Origin of the sequence: Flavobacterium ichthyis (assembly GCF_009915155.1) — a bacterium.
Lineage (GTDB): Bacteria > Bacteroidota > Bacteroidia > Flavobacteriales > Flavobacteriaceae > Flavobacterium > Flavobacterium ichthyis.
In genome coordinates, this window is record NZ_JAABLM010000006.1 from 123787 (window position 1) to 149198 (window position 25412).

At 35.3% G+C, this 25412-nt stretch carries 21 protein-coding genes; 17 read left to right on the forward strand and 4 right to left on the reverse strand.

Going from position 1 to position 25412, the window contains the following annotated elements:
* The first annotated feature begins 7 nt into the window (after nt 1-7).
* The 11 genes from GV828_RS06435 to GV828_RS06485 all read left to right on the forward strand — a co-directional run bounded on the left by GV828_RS06435 (nt 8) and on the right by GV828_RS06485 (nt 12357).
* Complete coding sequence (locus tag GV828_RS06435; RefSeq protein WP_166536663.1) at nt 8-1078, forward strand: glycosyltransferase family 2 protein; 1071 nt, start codon at nt 8-10, stop codon at nt 1076-1078.
* A gap of 13 nt (nt 1079-1091) precedes the next feature.
* On the forward strand, nt 1092-1910 hold the full coding sequence (locus GV828_RS06440; RefSeq protein ID WP_166536664.1) for a polysaccharide pyruvyl transferase family protein: 819 nt from the start codon (nt 1092-1094) through the stop codon (nt 1908-1910).
* A gap of 4 nt (nt 1911-1914) precedes the next feature.
* On the forward strand, nt 1915-3009 hold the full coding sequence (locus tag GV828_RS06445) for a glycosyltransferase family 4 protein (protein ID WP_166536665.1): 1095 nt from the start codon (nt 1915-1917) through the stop codon (nt 3007-3009).
* A complete protein-coding gene (locus GV828_RS06450) occupies nt 3006-4013 on the forward strand; it encodes an N-acetylneuraminate synthase family protein (protein WP_166536666.1) in 1008 nt (335 codons plus the stop codon). The genes GV828_RS06445 and GV828_RS06450 overlap by 4 nt, the downstream gene beginning before the upstream one ends.
* Nucleotides 4010-5167, forward strand: coding sequence for a UDP-N-acetylglucosamine 2-epimerase (gene neuC, locus GV828_RS06455; RefSeq protein WP_166536667.1), 1158 nt, complete (start codon nt 4010-4012; stop codon nt 5165-5167). Before GV828_RS06450 ends, neuC begins: the two co-directional genes overlap by 4 nt.
* Nucleotides 5167-5865, forward strand: coding sequence for an acylneuraminate cytidylyltransferase family protein (locus GV828_RS06460; protein WP_166536668.1), 699 nt, complete (start codon nt 5167-5169; stop codon nt 5863-5865). Before neuC ends, GV828_RS06460 begins: the two co-directional genes overlap by 1 nt.
* Complete coding sequence (locus GV828_RS06465) at nt 5858-7261, forward strand: UDP-glycosyltransferase (RefSeq protein WP_166536669.1); 1404 nt, start codon at nt 5858-5860, stop codon at nt 7259-7261. Before GV828_RS06460 ends, GV828_RS06465 begins: the two co-directional genes overlap by 8 nt.
* Nucleotides 7242-8561, forward strand: coding sequence for a hypothetical protein (locus GV828_RS06470; RefSeq protein WP_166536670.1), 1320 nt, complete (start codon nt 7242-7244; stop codon nt 8559-8561). Before GV828_RS06465 ends, GV828_RS06470 begins: the two co-directional genes overlap by 20 nt.
* 23 nt (nt 8562-8584) lie before the next feature.
* The gene (locus GV828_RS06475; RefSeq protein WP_166536671.1) at nt 8585-9727 is read left to right on the forward strand and encodes a glycosyltransferase family 4 protein; all 1143 of its coding nucleotides are present in this window, start codon (nt 8585-8587) and stop codon (nt 9725-9727) included.
* Nucleotides 9724-11265 (forward strand): glycosyltransferase family 2 protein, encoded by a 1542-nt coding sequence (locus GV828_RS06480; protein WP_166536672.1) that lies wholly within the window; start codon nt 9724-9726, stop codon nt 11263-11265. The genes GV828_RS06475 and GV828_RS06480 overlap by 4 nt, the downstream gene beginning before the upstream one ends.
* A gap of 93 nt (nt 11266-11358) precedes the next feature.
* Complete coding sequence (locus GV828_RS06485; RefSeq protein WP_166536673.1) at nt 11359-12357, forward strand: glycosyltransferase family 2 protein; 999 nt, start codon at nt 11359-11361, stop codon at nt 12355-12357.
* A gap of 54 nt (nt 12358-12411) precedes the next feature.
* On the opposite strand, the gene GV828_RS06490 is transcribed toward GV828_RS06485, so the two are convergent.
* Together GV828_RS06490 and GV828_RS06495 are read right to left on the reverse strand one after the other, a co-directional pair.
* Complete coding sequence (locus GV828_RS06490) at nt 12412-13359, reverse strand: PorP/SprF family type IX secretion system membrane protein (protein ID WP_166536674.1); 948 nt, start codon at nt 13357-13359, stop codon at nt 12412-12414.
* Nucleotides 13360-13365: 6 nt separating this feature from the next.
* Complete coding sequence (locus tag GV828_RS06495) at nt 13366-15906, reverse strand: T9SS type B sorting domain-containing protein (protein WP_166536675.1); 2541 nt, start codon at nt 15904-15906, stop codon at nt 13366-13368.
* Between the two features lie 151 nt (nt 15907-16057).
* Here GV828_RS06495 and GV828_RS06500 point away from each other — a divergent pair, with 151 nt between their 5' ends.
* The 6 genes from GV828_RS06500 (at nt 16058) to GV828_RS06525 (ending at nt 23024) form a co-directional block, all read left to right on the forward strand.
* On the forward strand, nt 16058-17086 hold the full coding sequence (locus tag GV828_RS06500; RefSeq protein ID WP_166536676.1) for a glycosyltransferase family protein: 1029 nt from the start codon (nt 16058-16060) through the stop codon (nt 17084-17086).
* Entirely contained in the window at nt 17083-18198 is a 1116-nt protein-coding gene (locus GV828_RS06505) for a glycosyltransferase (protein ID WP_166536677.1), read from the forward strand. The genes GV828_RS06500 and GV828_RS06505 overlap by 4 nt, the downstream gene beginning before the upstream one ends.
* Entirely contained in the window at nt 18195-19268 is a 1074-nt protein-coding gene (locus GV828_RS06510) for a glycosyltransferase (RefSeq protein WP_166536678.1), read from the forward strand. The genes GV828_RS06505 and GV828_RS06510 overlap by 4 nt, the downstream gene beginning before the upstream one ends.
* Complete coding sequence (locus tag GV828_RS06515) at nt 19219-20598, forward strand: O-antigen ligase family protein (protein ID WP_166536679.1); 1380 nt, start codon at nt 19219-19221, stop codon at nt 20596-20598. The genes GV828_RS06510 and GV828_RS06515 overlap by 50 nt, the downstream gene beginning before the upstream one ends.
* Nucleotides 20570-21577 (forward strand): glycosyltransferase family 4 protein, encoded by a 1008-nt coding sequence (locus tag GV828_RS06520; protein WP_166536680.1) that lies wholly within the window; start codon nt 20570-20572, stop codon nt 21575-21577. Before GV828_RS06515 ends, GV828_RS06520 begins: the two co-directional genes overlap by 29 nt.
* Nucleotides 21578-21641: 64 nt before the next feature.
* Nucleotides 21642-23024: a sugar transferase gene (locus tag GV828_RS06525; RefSeq protein ID WP_166536681.1), complete on the forward strand. Its 1383-nt coding sequence runs from the start codon at nt 21642-21644 to the stop codon at nt 23022-23024.
* Here the strand turns inward: GV828_RS06525 and GV828_RS06530 are convergent, their stop codons facing one another.
* Together GV828_RS06530 and GV828_RS06535 are read right to left on the reverse strand one after the other, a co-directional pair.
* Complete coding sequence (locus tag GV828_RS06530) at nt 23025-24137, reverse strand: lipoprotein N-acyltransferase Lnb domain-containing protein (protein WP_166536682.1); 1113 nt, start codon at nt 24135-24137, stop codon at nt 23025-23027. It lies immediately after the preceding gene.
* A 96-nt stretch (nt 24138-24233) separates the two neighbouring features.
* Nucleotides 24234-25403 carry a zinc-dependent alcohol dehydrogenase gene (locus tag GV828_RS06535; RefSeq protein WP_166536683.1) on the reverse strand — a complete coding sequence of 390 codons (1170 nt, stop codon included), beginning with the start codon at nt 25401-25403 and terminating at the stop codon, nt 24234-24236.
* Nucleotides 25404-25412 lie beyond the last annotated feature (9 nt).

Genomic DNA, 25412 nt, shown 5'->3' on the forward strand with positions numbered 1-25412 from the left:
AAAAAAAATGTTCACAATCCTTTACCCATATCGAAACCGCGAAATTTCAAGAATTAAAAAATCTTTAGATTCCCTACGTGCTCAAACAGCACAAAATTTTCAAGTCTATTTTTTAGATTACGGTTCTGATGCGGCTATATCTCATGAAGTGCAATCACTTTTAAATGAATATACTTTTGCAAAATATTATTATTTGCCCACAAGGTACCAACCTTGGAACAAATCTAAAGCCTTGAATTTTGGAATTAAAAAAATACAAACCGAGTATGGTTTTGTAGCAGATGTGGATATGATTTTTCATCCCCAGTTTAGTCAAGAGTTAACCCGTCTTAAAAATCCTAATCAAGCGGTTTATTTTAAAGTAGGTTTTCTTTCAGAAACAGAATCAAAAAAAAATCAGGCGTTTGAAGCATACCAAATAAAGTTTTATTCTAATCATGAAGCGACCGGTATGACGCTTTTCCCAATCTCAAAAGCCAAAGAAATCTCAGGTTTCGACGAATTTTTTCATTTTTGGGGAGCAGAGGATACGGATTTTCACAATCGATTGAAAAAAGCAAATTGCGAAGTTTTTTTCTATGCTGATAAAACACTAATGCTACACCAATGGCATCCAAACTTCAATTCGCAAAAAAGCGCTACACTAACGGCAAGTTTGCAACTAAGTAGAATAGCCGAAATCAACCATTTACACTTGCTCGAAAACGAACGGAATCCGAAAAACAATCATCAAAATGGATGGGGTGTAATTTTAGACAATGATGCGTTATTGGACAAAGCAGCAGATTTTAAAATTAACATTACTAACGAAAAAAAATACATTGACTATCTATTAAACGGTCAATTACCTTTGGCAACTAATCAATTAGTAGAAATCACAATTAAAAAAAGCCAAGAACCAAACACTTTAAAACATCAATTTAAAAAAGCGTTTGGCTATAAAACTAAATCATTTTATAACCTAAAAGAAGTGAATGATAAAATCCTTTTACAGCTTCTTTCATTTTACAGTTCAAAACCATACATTTATCGGGTTAACACAGATTTAAGTGGAATGCTACTTAAAATTGAACTTTAATTATTGGCCAAATATGTTTAAGGATCATAAAATAAAATTATTTTGGTGGAGCGAAATTTACTTAGGTCATAAAGACAAAGAAAATTTTGGTGATTTAGTGGGGAAATATTTAGTTGAAAAAATATCAAATAAACCAGTAAAATGGTTGCATCCTAAAAAGAGAGGATTGTTTTCTAAGAATACTAACTTATACTTTACAGCCGGAAGTATCTTAAGTCAAGTTAACGGCAAATGTACGGTTTGGGGAAGTGGCATTATCACGAAAGACCATCCTGTGAAGCCCGCAATATTTACTGCAGTTCGCGGGCCACAAACCCGAAAACATTTAATTTCACAAGGATATAATGTTCCTGAAATTTATGGTGATCCGGCTTTGTTGCTTCCGTTGTACCATAATCCCAAGATTGATAAAAAATACAAGGTTGGCATCATTCCTCATTATGTAGATTATAAAACAATTTGTAATTTATACGCTAATTCGCCACACATTAAAGTTATTGATTTGATGACAAATAATGTAGAATCCGTTTGTAATGAAATTTTGGAATGTGAAAATATAATTTCTTCTTCATTACATGGAGTTATCGTGCCTCATGCCTACGGAATTCCAGCAGTATATGTAAAGTTTTCGGATAAAATTTTTGGTGACGGTATCAAATATCAAGATTATTTTGAGTCCATAGAGATTGATAATTATGCCCCAAAATATATACAAGAAATAGTAACAGAAACTGCTTGGTTACAACTCATCTCAGATTATAATTCATTACCCAAAGCACAAAAAATAAATCAATTGCAAAAAGGTTTATTAGCAGCTTGCCCATTTAAATAAAAAGATGCCAAAAGTAATTCTTCTATCTCAATTTCCGCTGCCGTATTCCAAAATTGGAAGCTGGACTACATTGTATAAAAATTACTTGCAAAATGCTCATTCCATAGATTATATCGTTTGTAGTCCACCCGAAATTAAGTTTCAAGGAGTTGATTATGCTTTGGTAAAAAATGATTTTAGTACGAAATTGGGGCAAAAATTTTTTAAAAAGAAATATACAGATTATTTCAACGCCTTAGAAGAGGTAGTCCAACCCAATGAAAAGTATATTTTGCAAGTGATTGACAATTATGGAATTGTTCCGCATTTAGAAAAATGGCTTCAGCGCAAAAAACTACGTCAACAATTTTATATACAATTCTTTTACCACGGATTTCCACCATTTTTCGGAAACTTTGCAGGAAGAGAATTTTTTAACTTTATAGACGAAATGGTTTTATTAACATACGATAGTTATAAAGCTCATCGGGATTACTATACTATTTTACCAGCAAAATTTTCAGTTTTGCATAATGGTATTGACACACAAAAATTTTTTAAAGTAACCGAAATTCAAAAACAGCAACTCAAAGCTAAATTCAAAGTAAGCAATAAAACCATTTTTGTTTGGTGTTCACAAGACCGTCCTAAAAAAGGATTGGATTTAATTTTAGATGTTTGGAACAGGATTTATTCCGAAGAAAAAAATATGGAGCTCTGGGTCATTGGAGCCACACGAAATCAAACTATCAAAGGTGTCAAATTTTTAGGACGTATAGAAAATGATTTATTACCCGAATATTTTCAAGCATCAGATTGTTATCTTTTCCCAACACTCAATCATGAAGGTTTCGGATTAAGCCTAATTGAAGCCTTACATTGTGGAAATTATTGTATAGCATCAGCAATGGGTGGAGTTCCCGAAGTGTTGCAATACGGCAAGTTAGGTAAATTAATTGAAAACCCACATTTTATATTGGAATGGGTTAAAGCTATGGAAGATTTTTTACAACAACCCAAACCCGAAATTACTATTCCCGATGGATTTTATTCAAAAGAAAGTTGGAATGAAGGAATGAATGCCATTATCGCTTCGGCAAAAAAATCTATGGAAATATGAAAACACCTTATATTATCGCCGAAATCGGTCAGGCTCACGAAGGCAGTTTAGGACTCCTTCATTCTTATATTGATGCCTTAGCGCCAACTGGGGTTGATGCCGTAAAATTTCAAATGCATATTGCTGAAGCCGAAAGTAGCCAGCACGAGCCTTTTAGAGTTAAGTTTTCTTTAGAAGATGCTACTAGATATGATTATTGGGAACGGATGTCTTTCACAATCGAGCAATGGAAACAAATCAAAAAACATTGTGATGAAGTAGGTCTCGATTTTTTATGTTCTCCGTTTAGTAATCGTGCGGTGGACTGGCTTGAAGAAATTGGTGTTACCCAGTATAAAATAGGTTCGGGGGAGGTGAATAACTTACTTCTGTTAGAAAAAATCGCTCGAACTAAAAAGCCTGTTATTTTGTCTTCAGGCATGAGTAACTATCAAGAGCTTGACGAAACGGTCGCTTTTTTGAAAAAATCGGATGTGCCATTTTCGATTTTGCAATGCACCACAGCTTATCCTACACCACCTAACCAATACGGTTTAAATGTTATTGGAGAATTAAAAAACCGTTATCAGGTTGCGATAGGTTATTCTGATCATTCTGCATCGATTGCTGCCTGTGTCGCTGCAACGGCTCTTGGTGCTGAAATATTAGAATTTCATGCAGTTTTCGACCGAAGACAGTTCGGTCCGGATTCTTCTTCGTCGTTGACTATTGATGAAATTAAGCTATTGGTTCATAGTGTCCGAAGTGTTTCGGTTGCCTTATCAAATCCTGTAGATAAAAGTGATAATCATCATTTTTCATCCCTAAAAAATATATTTGAAAAATCGTTAGCAGTCAATAAGGCGTTACCAGCAGGACATGTCTTGCAGTTTGACGATTTAGAAGCCAAGAAGCCAAAAGGGTTTGGTATTGATGCTAGATTATTTCAGCAAGTTATTGGCAAAAAACTTAAGTTTGTCAAAAATCAATGGGATTTTTTAAATTTTGAAGATATTGAATTGTGAACCCAAGAAAAATTTGCGTAGTTATTACTGCGAGACCTTCGTACAGTAGGGTACGAACCGTATTAGAAGCGATAGACCATCATCCCCAACTCGAACTTCAACTTGTTGTGGCAGCTTCGGCATTGTTAGAGCGATATGGTTCTGCTGTTAATTTTATTGAAAAAGACGGATTTACTGTTACTGCCAAGGTCTTTAATGTATTGGAAGGAGAAAACCTTACCGCTGCTGCTAAAACGACCGGTATTGGAATTTTAGAGCTTTCTACAGTTTTTGATAATATCAAACCTGATATTGTAGTAACTGTTGCGGATCGATTTGAAACCATGGCAACAGCTATTTCGGCTTCTTATATGAATATACCATTGGCACATATACAAGGTGGAGAAGTGACTGGAAATATTGACGAAAAAGTACGACATGCCATAACTAAATTGGCGGATTACCACTTCGTTGCATCTGCGGGTGCGAAGGAGCGCGTGATTAAATTAGGCGAAGCAGAAAATGTAGTTTATAATACTGGTTGTCCTTCTATTGATATTGCCAAAGCCATATCACAATTTACGGAGTTGCAATTTGATCCTTATGAGAAATATGGTGGCGTAGGAGCTAAGCCGGATTTGTCTTCGGGTTATCTTGTGGTGATGCAACATCCGGTTACCACAGAATACCAAAATTCACGAAAGCATATCGAACAAACTTTAGCGGCGGTTCATCAGCTCAATATTCCAACCTTGTGGTTTTGGCCCAATGTAGATGCTGGAGCCGATGGTACTTCGGCAGGAATCAGGTCATTTAGGGAAAATAATGCTTCAGAGAACATTCATTTTTTTAAAAACATGGAAGGAGATGATTTTCTTAATTTGCTACAAAATTCTTTGTTACTTATCGGTAATTCAAGCGTTGGAATTAGAGAATGTGCTTATCTTGGTGTTCCGGTCGTTAACATTGGAACGCGTCAAAACATGAGAGAACGAGGCGATAATGTTACGGATGTAAATTATGATGCGGCAGCGATTATTTCGGCGGTACAAAATATTATTAAAACTGGAAAAGCAACTCCGTCTAAAATTTACGGAGATGGTAATGCAGGCAAAACCATTGCAAATCTATTAGCATCAGTACCTTTGAAGTTCCACAAAACAATCTCTTACTAATGAAAGTGTTGGTCATTATCCCTGCTCGAGGCGGAAGCAAAGGTGTTCCCGGTAAAAATATTAAAGTATTGGGTGATAAGCCATTGGTTATTCATGCTATTGATTGCGCCAAAAAATCAAATAAGGTCAGTGAAATTGTTGTAACAACGGACAGTGATGCGGTAATTGATGTGGTAAAAAACCAAGGAATTACAGTTCTTAAACGTCCCGAAAATTTAGCGCAAGATGACAGTAATGTTGTCACGGCAGTAAATCATTGCATTGAAACATTAGAAAATAGTTATGATTTGATTGTATTGTTACAACCTACATCTCCATTTAGAACCGAAAAAGATTTGGATGCCATTATTGAAATGTTTGAAAATGATGCCGATTTAGAAGGAGTTGTGAGTGTTGCAAAGGTTGAAGAACCTCATCCTGCCCGAATGTACCATAAATCCGAAGAAAATTATTTGAGTTCGTATGCAAAAGATGAAGAAAGCAAGCGAAGACAAGATTTGGATATTCTATTCCATAGAAATGGCTGTTTTTATGCTGTAACAACCGCTGTTTTTTTGAAACAAAAATCTTTAATGCCTGAACATAAAAAAGCGTACATTATGGATGCTGATTGGGTGGTAAATATTGATAAACCTCGCGACTTTGCTATTGCTACTTTATTGTATCAAGATTGGATTAAATTTGTTGGTAATGTCTAAAAAAATATTTATACTCCTTCCCGATGGTATTGGACTTCGAAACTTTGCTTATTCTGATTTTTATCAAATAGGAAAACAAGAAGGTTTTGAGGTTACTTTTTGGAATAACACCCCATTTGATTTAAGTGCTTTGGGTTTCGACGAAATTAAAATCCACGGAGCGAAAGCCCATCCATTAACGGAAATCTTCAAAAATGCCAGGAAACAGATTGAGCTTAACCTCAATATTAAAAAAAGTGGTGATGCCGTTTATGATACTTACCGCTTTCCTTTTTCCTATAAAAATTTAAAAACAAGCATCAAAAATATTGCCACTCAAGTTATTACTGCTGTTTGTAATTCCGAACAAGGCTTACGGAACGTTCGAAAAGTTATTGAAAAAAAAGAGCGAAAAACTGCCTTTTACCGCCGTTCAATTGAAACTTTAAAAAGTAAAAAACCTGCGATGGTTTTTTGTACAAATCAAAGACCTTTATTAGCAATTGCACCATTATTGGCGGCAAAAGATCTTGGGATTCCTACGGCAACCTTTATTTTTTCTTGGGATAATTTGCCCAAAGCAACTATGGTGGTGGAAACGGATTATTATTTTGTTTGGAGCGAACACATGAAACGCGAGTTGCTTGACTATTATCCCTATATTTTAGAAAAACAAATTGTGGTAAGTGGAACGCCACAGTTCGAAGCGCATTTTAAAAAAGAAACATTGTTTTCCAAAGAAGAATTTTTTGAAAAATACCATCTTGATGTAAAAACAAAATATATTTGTTATTCCGGAGACGATGTCACCACCTCGCCAGATGATCCGCAGTATTTAGCCGATACCGCAAAAGCAATCCGAGAGTTAAACGAAAATGGCGAACGTTTAGGGATTATTTTCAGGCGTTGTCCGGTTGATTTTTCTGGAAGATTTAATGAAGTGATTCAGCAAAATTCGGATGTAATTGTAGCAATCGATCCGCTTTGGAAAAAAATTGGAGAAGGCTGGAATACCATCTTACCAACTGCCGAAGACGTGGTTTTGCAACAAAATATTATTCAACATACTGAAATGGTAGTGAATTTAGGTTCATCAATGGTGTTTGATTACGTGGCCCATCAAAAGCCTTGTGCATTTATTAATTATGATGCAGCACAACAAAAACTTCCAGGCTGGTCAGTAAAAAAAATTTATAATTACATTCATTTTCGCTCCATGCCACATTGCAAAGCGGTCGTGTGGTTACATTCGCCTGAAGAAATTGCAGAAAAAATAAAGAATATTTTGCAAAACAGCGAAACAACTGTTAAACATGCACAAAATTGGTTTGAAGTCATTGCCGGACCAAGACCAATGACAGCATCACGGGAAATATGGAATGGAATTGCGATGGTAATTGAGCAACAACAAGTGTAATGTCATGCCGGAATCAACATTAAAAGAAAATAAAACAACACTTTTTCAGTGGCTTACGCTTTCAGGAGCTGCCATAATTTGTCTCATACTTCTTGTGTTACAAAATCAGCAATTGTTAGAATTTGCAGCACATCCTAACGATGGTTACATGGAGGCGTTTAAAAAATTTTATAGCTTAGGTTTTTACAATGGAAATGTTAAAGGATTCAGCATGTCATATAATGGAGTGATTTCTTTCTTTTATTTCTTTACAGGAAGTATTTCGTTTTCATTTTTTTTGACGAATATTATTTCACAAATTATAATCGTCTTCATAGCAGTTAAATTAATAAATCGTTTTAAAATCAAAATTAAGCGTTACTGGTTTTTATGTTTGTTGCTTTTTATTATGTTTCAGTTACTAAATTTGAAATCGTATGCTGCGTCATCTGACGATACTTTTTTAGGTGTTTTTGTAATATCAATTATTTATTTTGTTTTTGAAGATAATGGCGAAAAATTATTTGGAGTAAAAAAATCTTTTTTAATTGGACTGTTTTTAGCAATAGCGCTTTCTATTCGACCGACGGCAGTGGTCCTGATATTCTCATTTTTAATAGCTTATTTGTATTTAGGAAAAATTTTAAAAATTTCCCTTAAAACATTATTTAGATCGTTAGCAATATGGGTTGGAACTTTTGTCATTTTTACGGGACTATTTCACTTTCCTTCTCTTAAAGAACAGAATAAATTGGCAGTTTATGACAAAAATCCTCCTACGGGAGCAAATTGGACGCAGCGGAATTATTTGGGCTTAAAAAAGATACAAGCAGGAGAGGCAAAAATTCACCGAGATGCCATTTGGAAAGACTGTAAATTTAACGTTGTTAACGATTATTTGGATATAAATGGCAAAGATTCGCTTCCTGATAGCTTTTTGAAAGTGTTACTCAAAGATCCAATTTTACTATTACTGATATCACTATACAATTTTGTATTCTGCTTTTTGTGGGAGCTTAGATTTTACGGTTTTTTACCTTTTGTGCCCTTGTTTTTTGTTATTTCAAAGTCATTTCAGTCTATCTATAAAGTTTCGTTTGTATTTTTATTAACTGTATTCATTACATTTTCAACTGTATGTATTACATTTATTGAAATGCGCTGGTTAATTGGTTACGAAATATTAATTCCAGTAAGTATAATTTGTTCATTAGGTAATTTAGCTAAAATAATTGGCGAAAAAAAGGTTGATGCTGTAATAACATTGTCTATAATAATTGTTACAGTATTGAATTTTAAAACCTTGCTATCAACCTTATAATGTATTTGATAATCTAAATTGCAATGCACATCGCCTTTCTAACTCCAGAATATCCTCACCAAAAAGTTAACCATGCCGCCGGAATTGGCACAAGCATCAAGAACTTGGCATTGGCTTTAGCAAAAAATGGCGTTCGTGTTTCAGTTGTCGTTTATTCACAAAAAGAATTTGCCGTGTTCCAAGAAAATGGGGTTACTATACATTTGATTCCCCATAAAAAATACCGTTTTTTTACTTGGTATTTTTATCGGAAACACCTTCAAAATTATCTCAATCAACTCACTATTCAAGAAAAAGTTGACTTAATTGAAGCTCCAGATTGGACAGGAATTACCGCTTTTATGAAGTTTAAGGTTCCGTTAGTAATCCGCTTCCATGGGAGTGATGCTTATTTTTGCCATTTAGAAAACAGAAAACAGAAATTTAAAAATTTTTGGTTTGAAAAATTAGCATTGAAGAGCGCCAAAGCATTTATTGCCCCCACAAAATTTGCTGGAGAATTGACACAACAATTGTTTAAAATTAAAAGTCAGCAAATACAAATAATATATAATGGATTACAATTGTCGCATTTTAGTAACAAAAATCCAGGAGTTTTTGAACCCGGACTGATTTTATATTACGGTACCATCATTCGTAAAAAAGGCGTACTGGAACTACCTGAAATTATGAAAAATGTTATCTTACAATATCCCGATGTAACATTAATACTAATTGGTGGAGATTCTGCAGATGTTAAAACCAATTCAAAATCTACTTGGGAATTACTAAAGTCAAATTGCGATACCGCTTTAAAAAATAAAATCAAGTATTTAGGAAAAGTACCTTATCATGAAGTTCAAGAATATATTAAAAAGGCAAATGTTTGTATCTTTCCTACTTATGCCGAAACTTTAGGGATGGTTACCATAGAATCGATGGCAATGCAAAAAGCAGTAGTAAATAGCAATATTGGTTGGGCAAATGAATTGATTATCGACTCAGAAAGTGGATTTTTAATCTATCCGAGTGATCATGAACAATATGCCAAGGCTATCGTAAAAGTTTTGCAGAATCCCGAATTGGCACAAGAAATCGGGAAAAAAGCGAGGGAACGGGTGGAAGCAAAATTTGATATTGAAAAAATTGCCGAACAGAACATTGAATTTTATAAAAGCCAGTTATGATCATTTTTTATCATCAAGACCAAAAAGTTACACGTGTGTTTCATCAAACGAATAGAACTTCTGTTTCTCTCGCTAAATTTTCGTTAGGAAAAACACTTTTTATTTTGGCTAAAATGTTTCCTAACGATTTGATTGTTTGGTGTCATGAATCTCAAAAAGAAAATTTAAATTTAAAGCAATTGCCTGAAATTTTTCACCATCAAAAAATTATGGCATCGTATCATCCAAGTCAGTTATATTTCCCTGACAGCATTGGTTATGTAGAAGAATCTCCCTTCATTAAGGTAAAAAAAGTTGTGAAATATCCTACTTGGCAAATGAGTAGTTTGGCAGGCGGAATTCATGCGAGTATTTTAAATGAGATAAAGTTTAATGCTGAAGATAATTTTGATTATCTGCTTTGTTCTATTGCTAAAATGCTGATGCCACAAGGTTTATTGTGTTATTCAGAACCGCGAATGCTTGTTCAATCGTTACCTAACCAACCGCACGAAAATGCGAGTTTAAACCAATTGTTCCGCTTTGTAAAACAGCATTACAGGACACGTTGGGTTTTTTTGTTGTTTTTAAATTTCTTTTTATACGAACGAAAATTTCCAGTCGTCGCACTTTTCAGGACTGCTTTCTTGGGTAAAAGAACCCGTTCCATTTCTTTAGAACATCTTCCCATAAATTCGACTATGGCTGGAACTCCCGAAAATACTGTGGATGTCATAATTCCCACCATCGGCAGGAAACCGTATTTATATAATGTATTGTGTGATTTTCGCCAACAAACGCATTTACCTAAGAAAATTATTATTGTGGAACAAAATCCATTGCCAGACAGCACTTCCGAATTAGATTATCTCACTAAAGAAAATTGGCCGTTTGAAATTGAACATATTTTTACCCATCAAGCGGGGGCTTGTAATGCCAGAAATGTGGCATTGTCAAAAATTGCTCACGAGTGGGTTTTTATGGCGGACGATGACATCCGTTTTGAGCGGAATTTTCTCTATAATTTGTTACAAAATATCAACAATACGGGAAATAAAATTGCCACCATCAGCTGTCTGCAGCAAGGTGAGGAAAAAATCTATCAAAAGATTATTCAATGGTCCACTTTTGGTTCTGGAACGAGTATTGTTAAGCGGCATTGCCTTAACAATATAAAGTTCAACATGGCTCTTGAATTTGGTTATGGCGAAGACATGGATTTTGGCATGCAATTACGAAATGCCGGATATGATGTTATCTATTTGCCTTTTCCTGAAATCCTGCATTTAAAAGCACCAATGGGTGGTTTCCGCATTAAACCGACTTTGCCTTGGCAAAATGAAACAATTCAGCCCAAACCTTCCCCAACAGTAATGTTATTTAAAAAAACGCATTTAACTCCACAGCAATTAATGGGTTATAAAACAATTTTGTTTTTTAAATTCTACTCACGCCAATCTATAAAAAATCCAGTCCGTTATTTTCGTGAGTTTAAAAAAAGGTGGAAGTCGAGTATGGAATGGGCTTGCTTTTTGGAAAAAAAATCAACACTAAAATAAGTTTTTATTAAAAGAGTTTTTCCTTTAATCTTAATTTTTATAAAGCTCGCTATACTTGAGTTTGCTTCGTTATCTTTGAAAACATTTTAACCTATGGAATTTTCACTGATTATTTGCACCTATCAACGTCCGGAACCCTTGCAACTTTTACTGCAATCGGTAATCAAACAATCTTTATACCCTAACGAAATAATTATTGTTGACGGCAGTTTGGATGTAGATACAGAAAAGATGCTGCAAAAAAAAATCTATAAAGGATTGCGATATTTTCGAGTAGATCCTGCTGACAGAGGCTTAACCCGCCAACGCAATTTTGGGATTTCCAAAGTGGCAAGCACCAGCGAAATTATTTGTTTTCTAGACGATGACACTATTTTGTCCGAGCATTATTTTAAAGAATTATTAAATACATACCAGCAATTTCCAAACGCCTTAGCAGTTGGTGGCTACATCACAAATGAAACAACGTGGTTTGAATCTTCTGGAAATTCTTCACTTTCTCATCAATATTTTTGCTACGACGGTTTTTGTCGGAAAGAAAGCTCACGTTTTAAAATGCGTAAAAAACTAGGATTAGATTCTAATGTTCCGCCTGGTTTTTCGCCAAACTATTCTCATGGCAGAAGTGTCAGTTTTTTGCCTCCTTCCGGAAAAATTTATCCCGTCGAACAAATTATGGGGGGTGTTTCTTCATTTAAAAAATCAATTTTTGACCAGTCTCAATTTTCTACTTATTTTGAAGGTTACGGATTATATGAAGATGCAGATTTTTCCATTCGTCTTGCCAAAACAGGTTTGCTCTACCTTAATACTGCAGCACAATTAGAACATCATCATGCTCCAGACGGAAGACCCAATCAGTACCAATATGGTAAAATGGTGGTTCGAAATGGTTGGTATGTTTGGCGAGTAAAAAATCTAAACCCCAACATTAAAGATTGGTTTAAATGGCATGCAATAACCATTTTACTAACGGCAATTCGTGCTACAAATATATTAACCACTTCTGAAAAAAAGAAAGCTTTTACAGAAACCATTGGTCGTCTTTCGGGATGGGTAAGTTTAATATTTGATAAACCGGGGAGGAGTTAGGAGTGATTGTTGTAGTTAATTTTTAAATGCCAAATTTTTTTAGCTATTTTTTAATTAAAACCCTAAAAAACTTCCTGAATCAGTAACGCTACAATTACACTCACGACGGGATTGATCGTTTCTTTTAAATGTGTATTTTAAATAAAATTGGTGAGAACTTGGGGCAAATTTACTGATGTCGCTGATATTATGGTCATACGCATAACCGGCCTGAAAATTTTCAAAAAACTGAATACCTACCATTCCAGTAATGGCTGAATCCCATCGATAAGCTGCCCCGAAACGAAATTTATTTCTAAAATCGAAATTAGCAGCAATGTCAAAAGCAATGGGAGCTCCTGGAACGCCTTTTGCCAAAATGGAAGGTTTTAAAATCAACTCGTCCGTCAATGAAGTTTGAAAACCGGTCATCAAATAAAGATGCGGTTTGGTGCTGGCTTCGGCTTGTTGTACGGTTGCGTTGTAATTTGTGCTGATGAAATTTGGCGTGGACAATCCGGCAAACCACACTTTATTAGTGTATAAAATTCCAGCTCCAATTCTCGGTGCAAAACGGTTTTCAATATTATTTGCCAGTAAAGCATCGTCTGCATCGGCTTCGTCTAAACGGGAATAATCGACATTAATATTATTAAAACCACCTTTTAGCCCAAAGGAAAGCATATCGCCATCATCATTTAAAAAAACGCTGTACGAATAATCAACTGTAAATGAGAGTTCATCTGTTACCCCAATTTTATCGTTAATTACATTAAAACCCAATCCCATTTTTTCATCAATTGGTGCATTAATGTTGAGGTTTTGACTTTCGGGAGCTCCATCAATTCCCACAAATTGGCTTCGGTGAATGAGCATAATGCTACCATCATAAAATCCGGCAAAGGCAGGGTTAAATGAAGAAATATTTAAGCGATAGTCAGAAAATTGAACGTCTTGTTGGGCTTGTAATTTGCCCATTGAAAAAAGTCCTAACGTTAGCAAAATATATTTGGAAAAATTCATATTGGTTTAATAAGTAAGGTGTAAATAACCTGATTTAGATTTTGAAATACCGTCGATTCCAATGTAATTAAAAATATAAAAGTAAGTGCCGTGTGGTAACAATTGAGTTCCTGTGGCAACGTTCGGACCTTTATTGGCAATTCCTTTAAAATAGTTATTGTGCGTTCCGTAATTTTTTGTTTCAAAAACTAAAGAACCATAACGGTTGAAAATTTGCAAATTATTTTCAGGATGTTTTTCAATATTTCTAATCGAAAAATAATCATTTCTACCATCATTATTTGGCGTTACCGCATTGTGCACAAAAACATCACATTCATTTACCACCGCCAAAACTTCGAGCCTCTGGCTACTTTCACAACCGTTTTCTATTTGAGCGGCATAATACAAAGTATTGTTTTGCAAAGTTTCGCTTGACGCCAAAGCAGTTCCGTTTTCGGAAACATCGTACCACACAATTGAGGATTCATTGGCTACTAAATCAGCAACGGTAGGGTTGAGTTCCAAACAAAATTCTTGCGTGGTTAAAGCAGTTGGCGGATTGGTATCAGAAATTATTACTGTAATTGGCAAACGGTTTTCTCCAACACATGTTCCAAACACAAATGCCGCGTAATAGGTTTGACTATAAAGAGGTGTTTCCGGCGGAAAAGGAACAGTACTATCCGAGGTGCTGAAAAATCTTACATTAGGTTCATTTACCGTTAAATCGGCAACGGTTGGCATGTTCACTCGGCAAAATTCTTGAGTAGTATTGCTTGTTGTGGGCAAAGGAATAGGTTCAACTGTAACTGTTGCCGAAGCTGTAGTAGTATTTCCGGAAATATCTGTAACGGTTAGCGTGATATTATTAATACCAATATGTAGGCACGAAAAATTTTCTTGGCTAATCGTCATAGAACTGATGGCACAATTATCAGAGGAACCATTGTCAATATCTGCGGGAGTTACGACTGCTACACCATCAGTGTTAAGCGTTACGTTTATATTTTGGGCAATGGCAATTGGCGGCGTATTTTCGGAAACATTTACGATTGCTGTAGCCGAAGAATTATTTCCCGCATTATCAGTTGTTGTGAGGGTTACCGTATTGTTTCCAATATCTGCACAAGAAAAAGTGTCTTTGTCTAAGGTAAGTGCCACAATTCCGCAATTATCGTTTGAGCCCGCATCAATCTGTGAAGGTATAATCGTGGCTTGTCCCGCAGCATCTAACACCACGTTTATATTTTGCGTAAGCGAAACTGGCGAAATATTATCTACTACTGTAACCACTGCTGTTGCCGTACTCACGTTTCCGTTTGCGGCCGTAATAGTTAGGGTTACAGTGTTGTCACCCAAATCTGCACAACTAAAAGTATCACGGTCTAATTGTCTGTTAGTAATGCCGCAAGAATTGGTAGAGCCATTGTCAATTTGATTTGGCGAAATGGTTACATTTCCCGAAGCGTCCAAATTAGCGGTAATGTTTTGCGTGATAACAATAGAATTTGGGTCGAGCATAAGGTTCTGCGAAGCAGTCTCAGAACAACCATTTGGCAATGTTACTTCAAAGGTATAAAAACCACTCATGGAAGCAGCGATGTTGGGTCGAACCGGATTTAAAAGTGTACTTGTCCAGCCATCAGGTCCTGTCCATAAATATGTGGCTGTTGGTACCGCAGTTCCCAGAAGTTCCAAGGTTTGTGTGGCGCAAATGGCAGCATTATTGAATGAAAAATTTGCTATTGGCGCTTCAAGCACTTCAATTGTTGTAGAAGCATTAGCATCGCAAGGAGCGATTCCTACGCTGTAATTTATAGTATGAATACCGATTCCTGCTGTTGCGGGATCAAAAATTCCTTCGGGTGAAACACCAGGACCCGACCAAAGACCACCATTAGTTCCAGCGGTAAGGGTTACCAATCCGTTATTTTGACAAATAGGTGCAACTGGATCAATTGTAGCATCCGGTGGAGCCGTTTGTGCTCCTGGACCTAACTGTATTGTAAACGAACTATTAGCATTAGAATAATCTTGAACTACAACCATTAATTGAGAACCGGCAGTTACCATTGGAGCACTTACAGGAGAATTACATGGAAAAGAATTTCCAAATTGTACACAACCACCTTCATTTGCAGCATAGTTACAACTCAACATATTTGCAGGATTGATGATGGCGTTACACGGAATTTCGCCATCGGGAATATTAAAAATAAGTACATCCAGGTATCCAAAACCTCCGTCGCCTTCCACCAATAAATTCAGCGGACCGTTAGTAGAAATATTCAATAAAATAAAGGCGAATTTAAAAGCACCTTCTTCACCAATTTGGCATCCTCTGTGAAAATTGGGCACACTTGCTTCAAAATTAAACGGACCCGCCACGCCACTCTGGCAAATGGTGGTGTTAGAATTACAGGCTTGAGTGGCGAAAGTCTGCTGGTTGTCTAAAACTTTTTTGTTGAATGTTTTGTAATCGCCTTTTGGCGGATTGCGTTGGGCAAAAGTATTACTGCTTGAGAAAAGCAATAAAAAGGCTGCGAAAAAATATAGTAGTTTCATCAAATTGCGGATTGTGCGGATCATCGGCAAAGATAAGCAAGTTTAGAGTAAGGAAATACAAGCTGTTTGATAAACTTTTTTTCGATTAATATGCTAAAATGTTTACTTTTAAACGCTATTAATCACATTTAAAAAAAGCACCTCAGTTTGTATGTTGAAATTGCTAAGAAAAAAAATAAGAAAGAAGTTTAACGAAGTGCAGCAATTTCATTCTGATGTAAGGTTTTATGATGGTTCCACTTCTGTAATTTACCTCAAATTGCCACATAGAACTAAAGTGAGGACCTATCTTAATCTATTTGTTTTTTTGAAAAAATCATTTCCAGAAACTAAAATAGTGTTGGCATTTTCGTTATTCCGTTATTTTGTTTTAGCCAAATGGTTTTCGGTTTATCCTGAACTTTATTTCAAAAGACCATTCAAAAAAATCTCTAAACTTAGGTCTTTCTCCACTTTAGGAAATCCAGATTTTTTGGTAAATTTTAATTACGAAAAAGTGTATGGTTCTGATGAATTTGTACCCGAAGTATTGCCATATATTATGCATCCACAAAACTATCTTGCTGATACAAATACTATATACAATGGTCGTTTTTGCGGGATTTTGATTAGCGGTAATTTTGCAAAAAATATTTATGATACACCGGTAATGCAGGAAAAATTTGGAATTAAAAATCGCTACCAAATTTTAGAAAGTATTAAACAACATCAAAAAACAATCTTTTTGACTGGAGATGAATTTGTTGGCCAATTAAATTCAGGTATTCTTTTAGATAAACTTGTAGTTATGAGTTGGAGTAATGGAGCAATTCCATCGGAAAAATGGCGTTACTATTTATCATCGGCAAAATTCATTTTATGTACTCCAGGAATGACAATGCCTTTGTGTCATAATGTTCTAGAAGCACTTTCTGTTGGAACGGTTCCAATTGTAAATTATCCACATTGGTTGAATCCAAGTTTGAAAGACGGCGAAAATTGTTTGGTTTATAGCGATAATTTACATGAAGTTATTGACAAATCCTTGAACATGAGCGGCGAAGAATATGAGAAATTGAGTGAAAATGTAATCAGTTTTTATCAAAAATACTATCAAAGTTTCGATTTTGACGAACATCGTGGAGGCAAAATTACATTGGTGAATGAAAATAGTAACGATTTACCTTCCATAAAAAGATGATAATTGCTGTTTTTACCCACGTTATTCATACTAAAAGCAACGAAAAATATTTTGGTTACGGACCTTACGTGAAAGAAATGAATTTGTGGTTTCAAAATGTGTCCGAAGTTATTTTGGTTGCTCCGTTACAGTCAGGTAAACCTGATAAAATTGATATTGCTTATCAAGCTCCAAAACTGACTTTTATCACAATTCCAACCCTTTATTTTAAAAGTCTAAAACATTTTTTTAGAAGTATTTTTTTGTTGCCGAAAATGTTTTTTAGCATCTTCCGCACCATGCAAAAAGCCGATCATATTCATTTGCGATGTCCCGGAAATATTGGGCTTTTGGGATGTTTGGTACAAATTTTTTTTCCGAAGAAGAAAAAATCAGCAAAATATGCCGGAAATTGGGATTCTCAATCCAAGCAACCGTGGAGTTACAAGTTGCAAAAATATATTTTAAGCAATACTTTTTTAACGAAAAATATGCAGGTGTTGGTTTATGGCGAATGGGAACATCAGTCTCAAAACATTAAATCTTTTTTTACCGCCACTTATCGGGAATCAGATAAAATAGAAGTGCCTCAAAGAACATTTAAAATTATAAGATTTGTTTTTGCCGGAACACTTTCAGCCGGAAAACGCCCGATGTACGCCTTGGAAATTGTTCATCAACTGTTTCAAAAAGGTTTTCCAATTCAATTTGATTTTTATGGAGAAGGACCGGAAAGAGCTTTTCTTGAAAATTATATCGAAACAAATAATTTAAAAAATCAGGTAACTTTACACGGCAATCAAGATGAAATGACCGTGCGAAAGGCTTACCAAAATGCCCATTTTCTTTTGCTTCCGTCCAAAAGTGAGGGTTGGCCAAAAGTGGTTGCCGAAGCTATGTTTTGGGGCTGTATTCCACTAGCAACTCCGGTTTCGTGTGTTTCAAACATGTTGGAAAATGGGCGAAGAGGTATTTTGTTGACACTCAATCAGGAAACAGATGTCGAAAAAATTGAAACTATTTTGCATGATCAAGACCAATTTAATCAAATGAGTCAATTGGCGAAAAATTGGTCGCAGTTTTATACTTTAGATGTCTTTGAAAAAGAAATACAAAAAATTTTAAGCGTATGAGAATTCTGCAACTCATCGATTCGCTTGAGGCGGGTGGAGCCGAAAGAATGGCAGTTAATTTTGCAAATGTTTTGGCAAAACAAGTTGAATTTTCAGGATTGGTTTGTACTCGTGCTGAAGGACCTTTGCAAAAAACACTTTCTAACGAAGCAGCGTATTTTTTCATGTGTAAAAAAAGTGCATTAGATTTTAAGGCGCTATATCGTTTACAATCTTTTGTAAAAAAAAATAAAGTTGAGATTATTCAAGCGCATTCGTCTTCGTTTTTTACAGCTGTCTTATTGAAAATTTTAATGCCCAAGCTAAAAATTTTTTGGCATGATCATTATGGGAATAGAAGTAATATGCCTCAGTTTTCGAGATATGTTCTACAAATATGTTCAATGTTTTTTACGGGAATTCTTGTAGTAAATGAGCATCTCAAAATTTGGGCACAGAAATATTTATCTTGTAAAAATATTATGTTCTTGGAAAACTTTATTTCGGAACAAAAAAGGTTGACGGGTCTTCATTTACCTGGCGAAAATGGTAAAAGAATTATCCAAATTGCAAATTTAAAATATCCCAAAAATCATGTTCTGTCACTTGAAGTGGCGAAAATTGTGTCTGAAAAATATCCGAATTGGACTTTTCATTTCATAGGAAAGGATTTTAAAGATGCGTATTCTGAAAATCTTGTTAAAATAATTGATGATAGTAATTTGAAAAGTCAAGTATTTTTTCATTTTAATACTCAAATCGACGATTATATCAATCAAGCAGAAATTTGTATTTTAACTTCGGAATCAGAAGGTTTGCCCGTTTCTGTTTTAGAATATGGAAAATTTTCTAAAGCAGTTGTCGCCACCCAAGTCGGTCAGATTGATGTTGTGATTGAAAATGGTAAATCAGGTTTTTTAGTGCCGTCTGGCGAGGCCTCTATTTTTGCCGAAAAAGTTATTGAATTAATTGAAGATGAATCGCTACGAGAACAATTTGGCAAAAATCTTTTTCAAAAAGTAAAAAACAATTTTACTTTTGATGCGGTGTCCGATTCTTATTTTAATTTTATTAGAAGTGCCAAGCAATAATTTCAATTATTTTTTACTTTTAGGTGTTCATGCTTTTTTAGGTGTGCTGCTATATTTTATGCCTATTCTTGCTACACCTATTAGCTTGGCAATTTTTGGATTGGGGTTGCTGTACATTTTTAAAAATCAGAATAGGAACAATGAAATTTTAATCGTGTGTGCCTATTTGGTTGGTGGTGAAGTTTTATTCAGGATGACAGGCGGAAATTTACTCAATGAAATTACGAAATATCAAGTTTTAGTGCTGTGTTTAATTGGGTTTTTTTACAGTGGTTTCTCCAGAAACGCTATGGCCTACTGGTTATTTATTTTGTTGCTCATTCCAGCAGTTGTAGTTTCCATCACTTCCTTAAATATTGAAACCAATATCCGTAAAGCCATTGCATTTAACATCGTAGGGCCTGTAACACTGGGAATTGCGGCTATTTATTGTTATCGACGCCTAATAACTTTTGCTCAAATGCTCAACATCATTGTGGCGTTAGCATTGCCCATTTTTTCGATGTTGGTGTACTTACTATTGTACAATCCAAGCGTTCGGGATGTAGTTACCGGAACGACCTCAAATTTTGAAACTTCAGGAGGTTTTGGACCTAATCAAGTATCTACTATTTTAGGACTGGGCATGTTTTTATTTGCGACCTTAGTATTATTTCAGTCTAAATCTAAAATATTCTTAATTATTCATTTAGCATTGTTAGTAGTCATTTCCTTTAGAGCAATTGTAACGTTCTCTCGTGGAGGAGTGATTACCGGTGTGGTGATGATTGTTTTATTGCTGTTGATGATTTTTAGGAAAGGCAATAACGCCATGCGAACTCGTATCCTAATGATTTCAATTTTCACCGGATTTTTGGCTGTAGGAATCTGGACCTATACTTCAATTCAAACTTCGGGTTTAATTGATAAAAGGTATGCCAATCAAGATGCTGCAGGACGTGAAAAGGCTGATGCTTTAGGAGGTAGAGAGGAAATTGCAAAAACTGAATTAGCCATGTTTTTAGAGAACCCCATATTTGGGATTGGGGTTGGAAAAAACAAAGAATATCGGGAAGAACAAACCGGGATTGTAGCTGCTTCGCACAACGAAATCACTAGATTATTGGCAGAACATGGGATGTTCGGGATTTTTGCAATACTGATTTTGTTAATTACACCGCTCGTATTATCAATCGATAATAAACAGCATATTTTATTATTTTCATTTTTTGCATTTTGGTTATTAACCATCAATCATGCCGCGATGCGAACGGCTTCTCCGGCGTTTATTTATGCACTTTCACTCTTAAAAATAACCGGTCTTGAAAAACCTGCTTTACATAGGGAATAAACTTTCGGCACATGGGTTTTCACCTACTACGGTTGAAACTTTAGCGCCACTGTTGGGGAGCGAAGGATTTTCGGTACGGTCGGTTTCGAGCCAAAAAAATAAAATTTTACGTTTTGCCGAAATGCTTTTCAGTATTTGCAAATTCCGTAAAACAATTGATTTTGTGTTGATTGATACTTACAGCACAACCAACTTTTGGTATGCTTTTTACAGCGCAAAATTATGCATCCTGCTGAAAATAAAATATATTCCAATTCTGCACGGTGGAAATTTACCAAATCGACTTAAAACGAATTCTAAGCAATGCAAAATTCTTTTTGGAAAAGCTTATAAAATCGTGGCGCCTTCGGGTTACTTATTTTCTGTTTTTTATGAAAAATTTCCCCATACGGTTGCTATTCCAAATACCGTTTCAGTAGAAAATTACGAGTTTAAAAAAAGAGAAGTTTTTAAACCAAAGTTACTGTGGGTGCGATCATTTGCATCCATATACAATCCAAAAATGGCAATCGAAGTGCTTTCTCTGCTTCAGAAAAAATACCCCGAAGCTTCACTTTGCATGGTTGGACCAGAAAAAGATGGTTCCTTAAAAGCTGCTAAACTGTATGCCCAAAAATTAGGAATTCAGGTTAAATTTACTGGAAAGCTAACCCAAAAACAATGGGCGAAACTAGCAGAAGAGTACGATTTTTTTATCAATACCACTCATTATGATAATTTACCTGTAAGTTTAATAGAGAGTATGTTACTTGGTTTACCTATTATTTCTACCAATGTTGGCGGCATTCCATATCTTATTGAAAACGGGAAAACGGGGTTATTAGTGGCTGACAATGATGTAGATAACTTGGTAAAAAAACTTTCATTATTAATCGAAGACCAAGATTTAGCTGTAAATATAGCAACCAATGCTAAGATCAAGGCAAATGATTTTTCTTGGGAAAATGTAAAACAAAAATGGATGAAAATATTAACATAAATAAACTTTTTTTAAATGTAAAGCATTAACTTGCAACTGTTTTTTCCATACAAATTTTACTTTAATGCAAAACCACAAGAAGAAAATACATTTTGAAATTTCGGAAAGGAAAATTTTGCTTCGTATTTTCGATGTAATTGCAGTAGCGTTTGCCTTACTAGTGGTGTCTAAATTGCTTAATTTTAGGTATTTTGATGCTAATAGTGTACAATCTATTTTATTGTTAGGATTGTATATTAACGTCATTGGAACCGTTTTTGAGATCTACAATTTGCAAGTAGCTTCTAACCAGTTTCAAATCATTAGAAGTATATTACTCACTTCAGCCACAACGGTGTTAGTGTTTTTATTAACACCAATATTAACCCCAGTTTTACCATCTAATCGTTTACAAATTGTTTACTTTTTTTTAGCGATTACTTCATCACTTTTAATATGGCGTATATTTTACCAAACTTTTTTAGGCTCAAAAAGATTTCTTAAAAAAGTTGTGATTGTATGTGATGGTAGTCAATTAGATGAACTGACACAATCTCTGCAAAAAGTTGATCCACATTATAAAATATTAGGATTTATTAATACAGGAAAGAATACAGATTCTAGCTCAACTTTAGAATGTTTATCTATCGAAGATTTGAATATGTTTAGTCGTACCAATGGTATTTCGGAAATTGTTATTGCTTCTCAAAAAACTGATGGAATTACCGTAGCTATTTATAACGAATTATTAAATTTATTAGAGCAAGGTTTTATCATTCGCGAATATACACAGGTGTACGAAAATATCACACAACGTATTCCGGTTCAATACGTTGGCAAAGATTTCTACCGTTATTTTCCATTTAGCCGAAGCAATCAAAATCGTTTGTACCTTATTTTTGCCCGAATGATGGAAATATTGATATCATTGTGCGGAATTTTGGTAGGAATTTGTCTCTTACCGATTGTTTTGATTGGAAATTTGGTAAGTAATCGTGGGCCGCTTTTTTACACTCAAGAACGTATTGGAAAAAACGGAATTCCTTTTAAGATTTACAAATTTAGGACAATGGTTCGTAATGCCGAAAACGGTACCCCAATATTTGCGACTCAAAATGACCATCGCATTACACCATTTGGAAAATTTTTAAGAAAAACCAGAATTGATGAATTCCCTCAATTTCTTAACGTGCTCAAAAATGATATGGCAATCATTGGACCGCGACCAGAAAGACCAGCTTTTGTAAAACAAATTGCCGAAGAAATGCCCTTTTACCAAACCAGGCACGTAATTAAACCGGGACTTACAGGTTGGGCTCAAGTGAATTATTCTTATGGAGATTCCATCAAAGACAGCTTAATCAAGCTCCAATATGATTTATATTACATCAAGCATCGCAGTATTTTTCTTGATGTAAACATTACCATCAAAACCATTTCCACTATTTTATTTTATCGTGGTCAATAATCACCTTATGACCTGAGTATTTTTTGCGAAAGCGAACCTGAATAAAAAATATCCAGCCGTTATCATAACAGGAAATAATAGCCAAAATTGGTCACGGGTAATCACAATAGTGAAATAAATAGCTAAGCAAATTAAAGTGACAATAGCCGTTAATTTTAGAGGTTTTTGTTTTTTCCGAAGTAGAAAAATTGCCGTCAAAATGTGGATTGGGTTGAAAAGCAAAATATTGTAATTAGCCAAAACTTCCTCATGTAACGAATAAAAACCTACTGATGAAAGGAATACCCCAAATATTCCCAATAACATAAAAAAGAAAGCCGTGAGGTATTTTTTTCTAAAAATGATTACTGACAAAATCGCCATCGCATAGGTAATTGGATTATTCCAAATTGATTTTGAAGTTACGGGTTGTGCTTCAAATAAAATTTCGGTATTGGTGGTGAGTGGTTTTCCGTTAAATTTTGTGGTTCTAAGGACTTCGAGCAATTCAAGTGGAAGAAATAACTTTTCGGCAGGTTGATCAGTCTTGTTCCCAAAAATAATATTTACACCTAATTGCTGGTAAAAATTTTTGCTCAGGTAAGGATTTAAAATTTCTCTATAGGTTTCGTTAACTGGTTTTTTAGTGTCGATGATTTTGCCTCCCAAAACTTTATTGACTTCATCAATTACCATCGTAGTGCAATTTCTATCAATAAATTTATAAGTGTAAAAGCGCTCGTTAGAAAATAATATTTGGTTTAAATTATCAAATAATTGTTGCTTTTGCGCAAGCGTTAAATCTAGCGTTTGCTCATAAACCGAACGATTTTCCTGACGGTAATTTTCTAAAAAGGAAGCGTAAGAATTAGTGGCTACAAAATATTGCAAATCGCCTTTTACAAATTTTGCTAAAAAATAAGGCGTGTTAAAATCAAAATAACCAAAATTATAAACGATGTCAATAGCGCGCTTTTGATCTTTCACGCGTAAACCGGTATGACCGTAAAGCGTGTGAGATTCGTTAGCAGTTCCAACAGTTAGGATGCTTACTTGGGCATTTTCGCTTAGGGTATTTTGCGCGGAAACTATTTGCGTAAGCGATAAAAAAAGAAACAGAAAAATCTTTGACATAAGCGTAAATTGTAGCGCAAATATCCTTAAAAGAATTTACTTTTTGCTTAATTGTTTTACAAAAAAAAGGCGGAAACCAGTTCCGCCTTTTAAATTTTATGCCCAAGGATCGAGCACCACTTTTACACAACCATCTTCTTTTTTATCGAAAATATCGTATGCGTGTGAAATTTTGGAGAGAGGTAAACGATGAGTAATGATGTCCTCCAATTTTACTTTACCTTCGGTAACATAACCCAAAAGTTTGTCAATATGTTTGTGGGCTGGAGCTTGCCCGCCACGAATGCTAATGCCTTTGTCGAAAAATTGCCCGATGGGAAAATTGTCATAAGTGGTAGGATAGACGCCCAAAACCGACACGATTCCGCCTCGACGAACGGCACTCATGCAAGCTTCCAACACTTTTACTGAACCTTTTTCAAAGTTAATGACGGCTTTTGCACGATCTAATAAATTTCTATCGGGTTCAAATCCCACGGCATCAACACATACGTCAGCCCCTCGACCTTGCGTTAAATCTCTGATTTGTTCCACAACATCTTTGGCACCATTTTCCCACTGAATCGTTTCACAACCTGCAGTTTCTCTGGCTTTGTCTAATCGATATTTTACGGTGTCAACAATTATAACTCGAGCAGCACCACGAAGCCATGCACTTTTTGCAGCCATAATTCCTACGGGACCTGCACCAAAAATCGCCACGGTTTCACCTCCTTTTACATTACCCCAGTCGATCCCGGAATAACCTGTTGGGAAAATATCAGTTAAAAATAAAACTTGGTCATCGGTTAAATTATCCGGCACTTTTCTGGGGCCGAAATTAGCGTAAGGCACTCGAACATATTCGGCTTGACCGCCGTCATAACCGCCATACAAATCTGTATAGCCGAACAAAGCGCCACCTTTTTCGGTGAGCAAACCTCCTTCGGGACCGTAATGTTCCGGATTGGAATTTTCACAATGTCCGGGCAAATCGTGGTTGCAGAAAAAACAGCCACCACAAGCGATGGGAAACGGCACAACCACACGATCGCCACGTTTGAGATTAGTAACACCACGACCTACTTCTTCCACAATTCCCATAAATTCATGACCTAAAACCATCGGTCGCGGTTGCGGAAACCCTCCTGAAAAAATATGTAAATCGCTTCCGCAAATGGCTGTAGAAGTCACCTTTAAAATAATGTCCTGTTGGTCTTTGATAATTGGATCGTCAACGGTATCGTATTTTATTGATCCCGGACCGTGAAAAACAGCTGCTTTCATATCTTTTTT

Excerpts from the sequence above, each read along its gene's own strand:
- GV828_RS06435 (WP_166536663.1), top strand. The coding sequence starts at position 8 with ATGTTCACAATCCTTTACCCATATCGAAACCGCGAAATTTCAAGAATT.
- GV828_RS06440 (WP_166536664.1), top strand. The coding sequence starts at position 1,092 with ATGTTTAAGGATCATAAAATAAAATTATTTTGGTGGAGCGAAATTTAC.
- GV828_RS06445 (WP_166536665.1), top strand. The coding sequence starts at position 1,915 with ATGCCAAAAGTAATTCTTCTATCTCAATTTCCGCTGCCGTATTCCAAA.
- GV828_RS06450 (WP_166536666.1), top strand. The coding sequence starts at position 3,006 with ATGAAAACACCTTATATTATCGCCGAAATCGGTCAGGCTCACGAAGGC.
- GV828_RS06460 (WP_166536668.1), top strand. The coding sequence starts at position 5,167 with ATGAAAGTGTTGGTCATTATCCCTGCTCGAGGCGGAAGCAAAGGTGTT.
- GV828_RS06465 (WP_166536669.1), top strand. The coding sequence starts at position 5,858 with ATGTCTAAAAAAATATTTATACTCCTTCCCGATGGTATTGGACTTCGA.
- GV828_RS06475 (WP_166536671.1), top strand. The coding sequence starts at position 8,585 with ATGCACATCGCCTTTCTAACTCCAGAATATCCTCACCAAAAAGTTAAC.
- GV828_RS06480 (WP_166536672.1), top strand. The coding sequence starts at position 9,724 with ATGATCATTTTTTATCATCAAGACCAAAAAGTTACACGTGTGTTTCAT.
- GV828_RS06485 (WP_166536673.1), top strand. The coding sequence starts at position 11,359 with ATGGAATTTTCACTGATTATTTGCACCTATCAACGTCCGGAACCCTTG.
- GV828_RS06490 (WP_166536674.1), bottom strand. The coding sequence starts at position 13,359 with ATGAATTTTTCCAAATATATTTTGCTAACGTTAGGACTTTTTTCAATG.
- GV828_RS06495 (WP_166536675.1), bottom strand. The coding sequence starts at position 15,906 with ATGAAACTACTATATTTTTTCGCAGCCTTTTTATTGCTTTTCTCAAGC.
- GV828_RS06500 (WP_166536676.1), top strand. The coding sequence starts at position 16,058 with ATGTTGAAATTGCTAAGAAAAAAAATAAGAAAGAAGTTTAACGAAGTG.
- GV828_RS06505 (WP_166536677.1), top strand. The coding sequence starts at position 17,083 with ATGATAATTGCTGTTTTTACCCACGTTATTCATACTAAAAGCAACGAA.
- GV828_RS06510 (WP_166536678.1), top strand. The coding sequence starts at position 18,195 with ATGAGAATTCTGCAACTCATCGATTCGCTTGAGGCGGGTGGAGCCGAA.
- GV828_RS06515 (WP_166536679.1), top strand. The coding sequence starts at position 19,219 with ATGCGGTGTCCGATTCTTATTTTAATTTTATTAGAAGTGCCAAGCAAT.
- GV828_RS06525 (WP_166536681.1), top strand. The coding sequence starts at position 21,642 with ATGCAAAACCACAAGAAGAAAATACATTTTGAAATTTCGGAAAGGAAA.
- GV828_RS06530 (WP_166536682.1), bottom strand. The coding sequence starts at position 24,137 with ATGTCAAAGATTTTTCTGTTTCTTTTTTTATCGCTTACGCAAATAGTT.
- GV828_RS06535 (WP_166536683.1), bottom strand. The coding sequence starts at position 25,403 with ATGAAAGCAGCTGTTTTTCACGGTCCGGGATCAATAAAATACGATACC.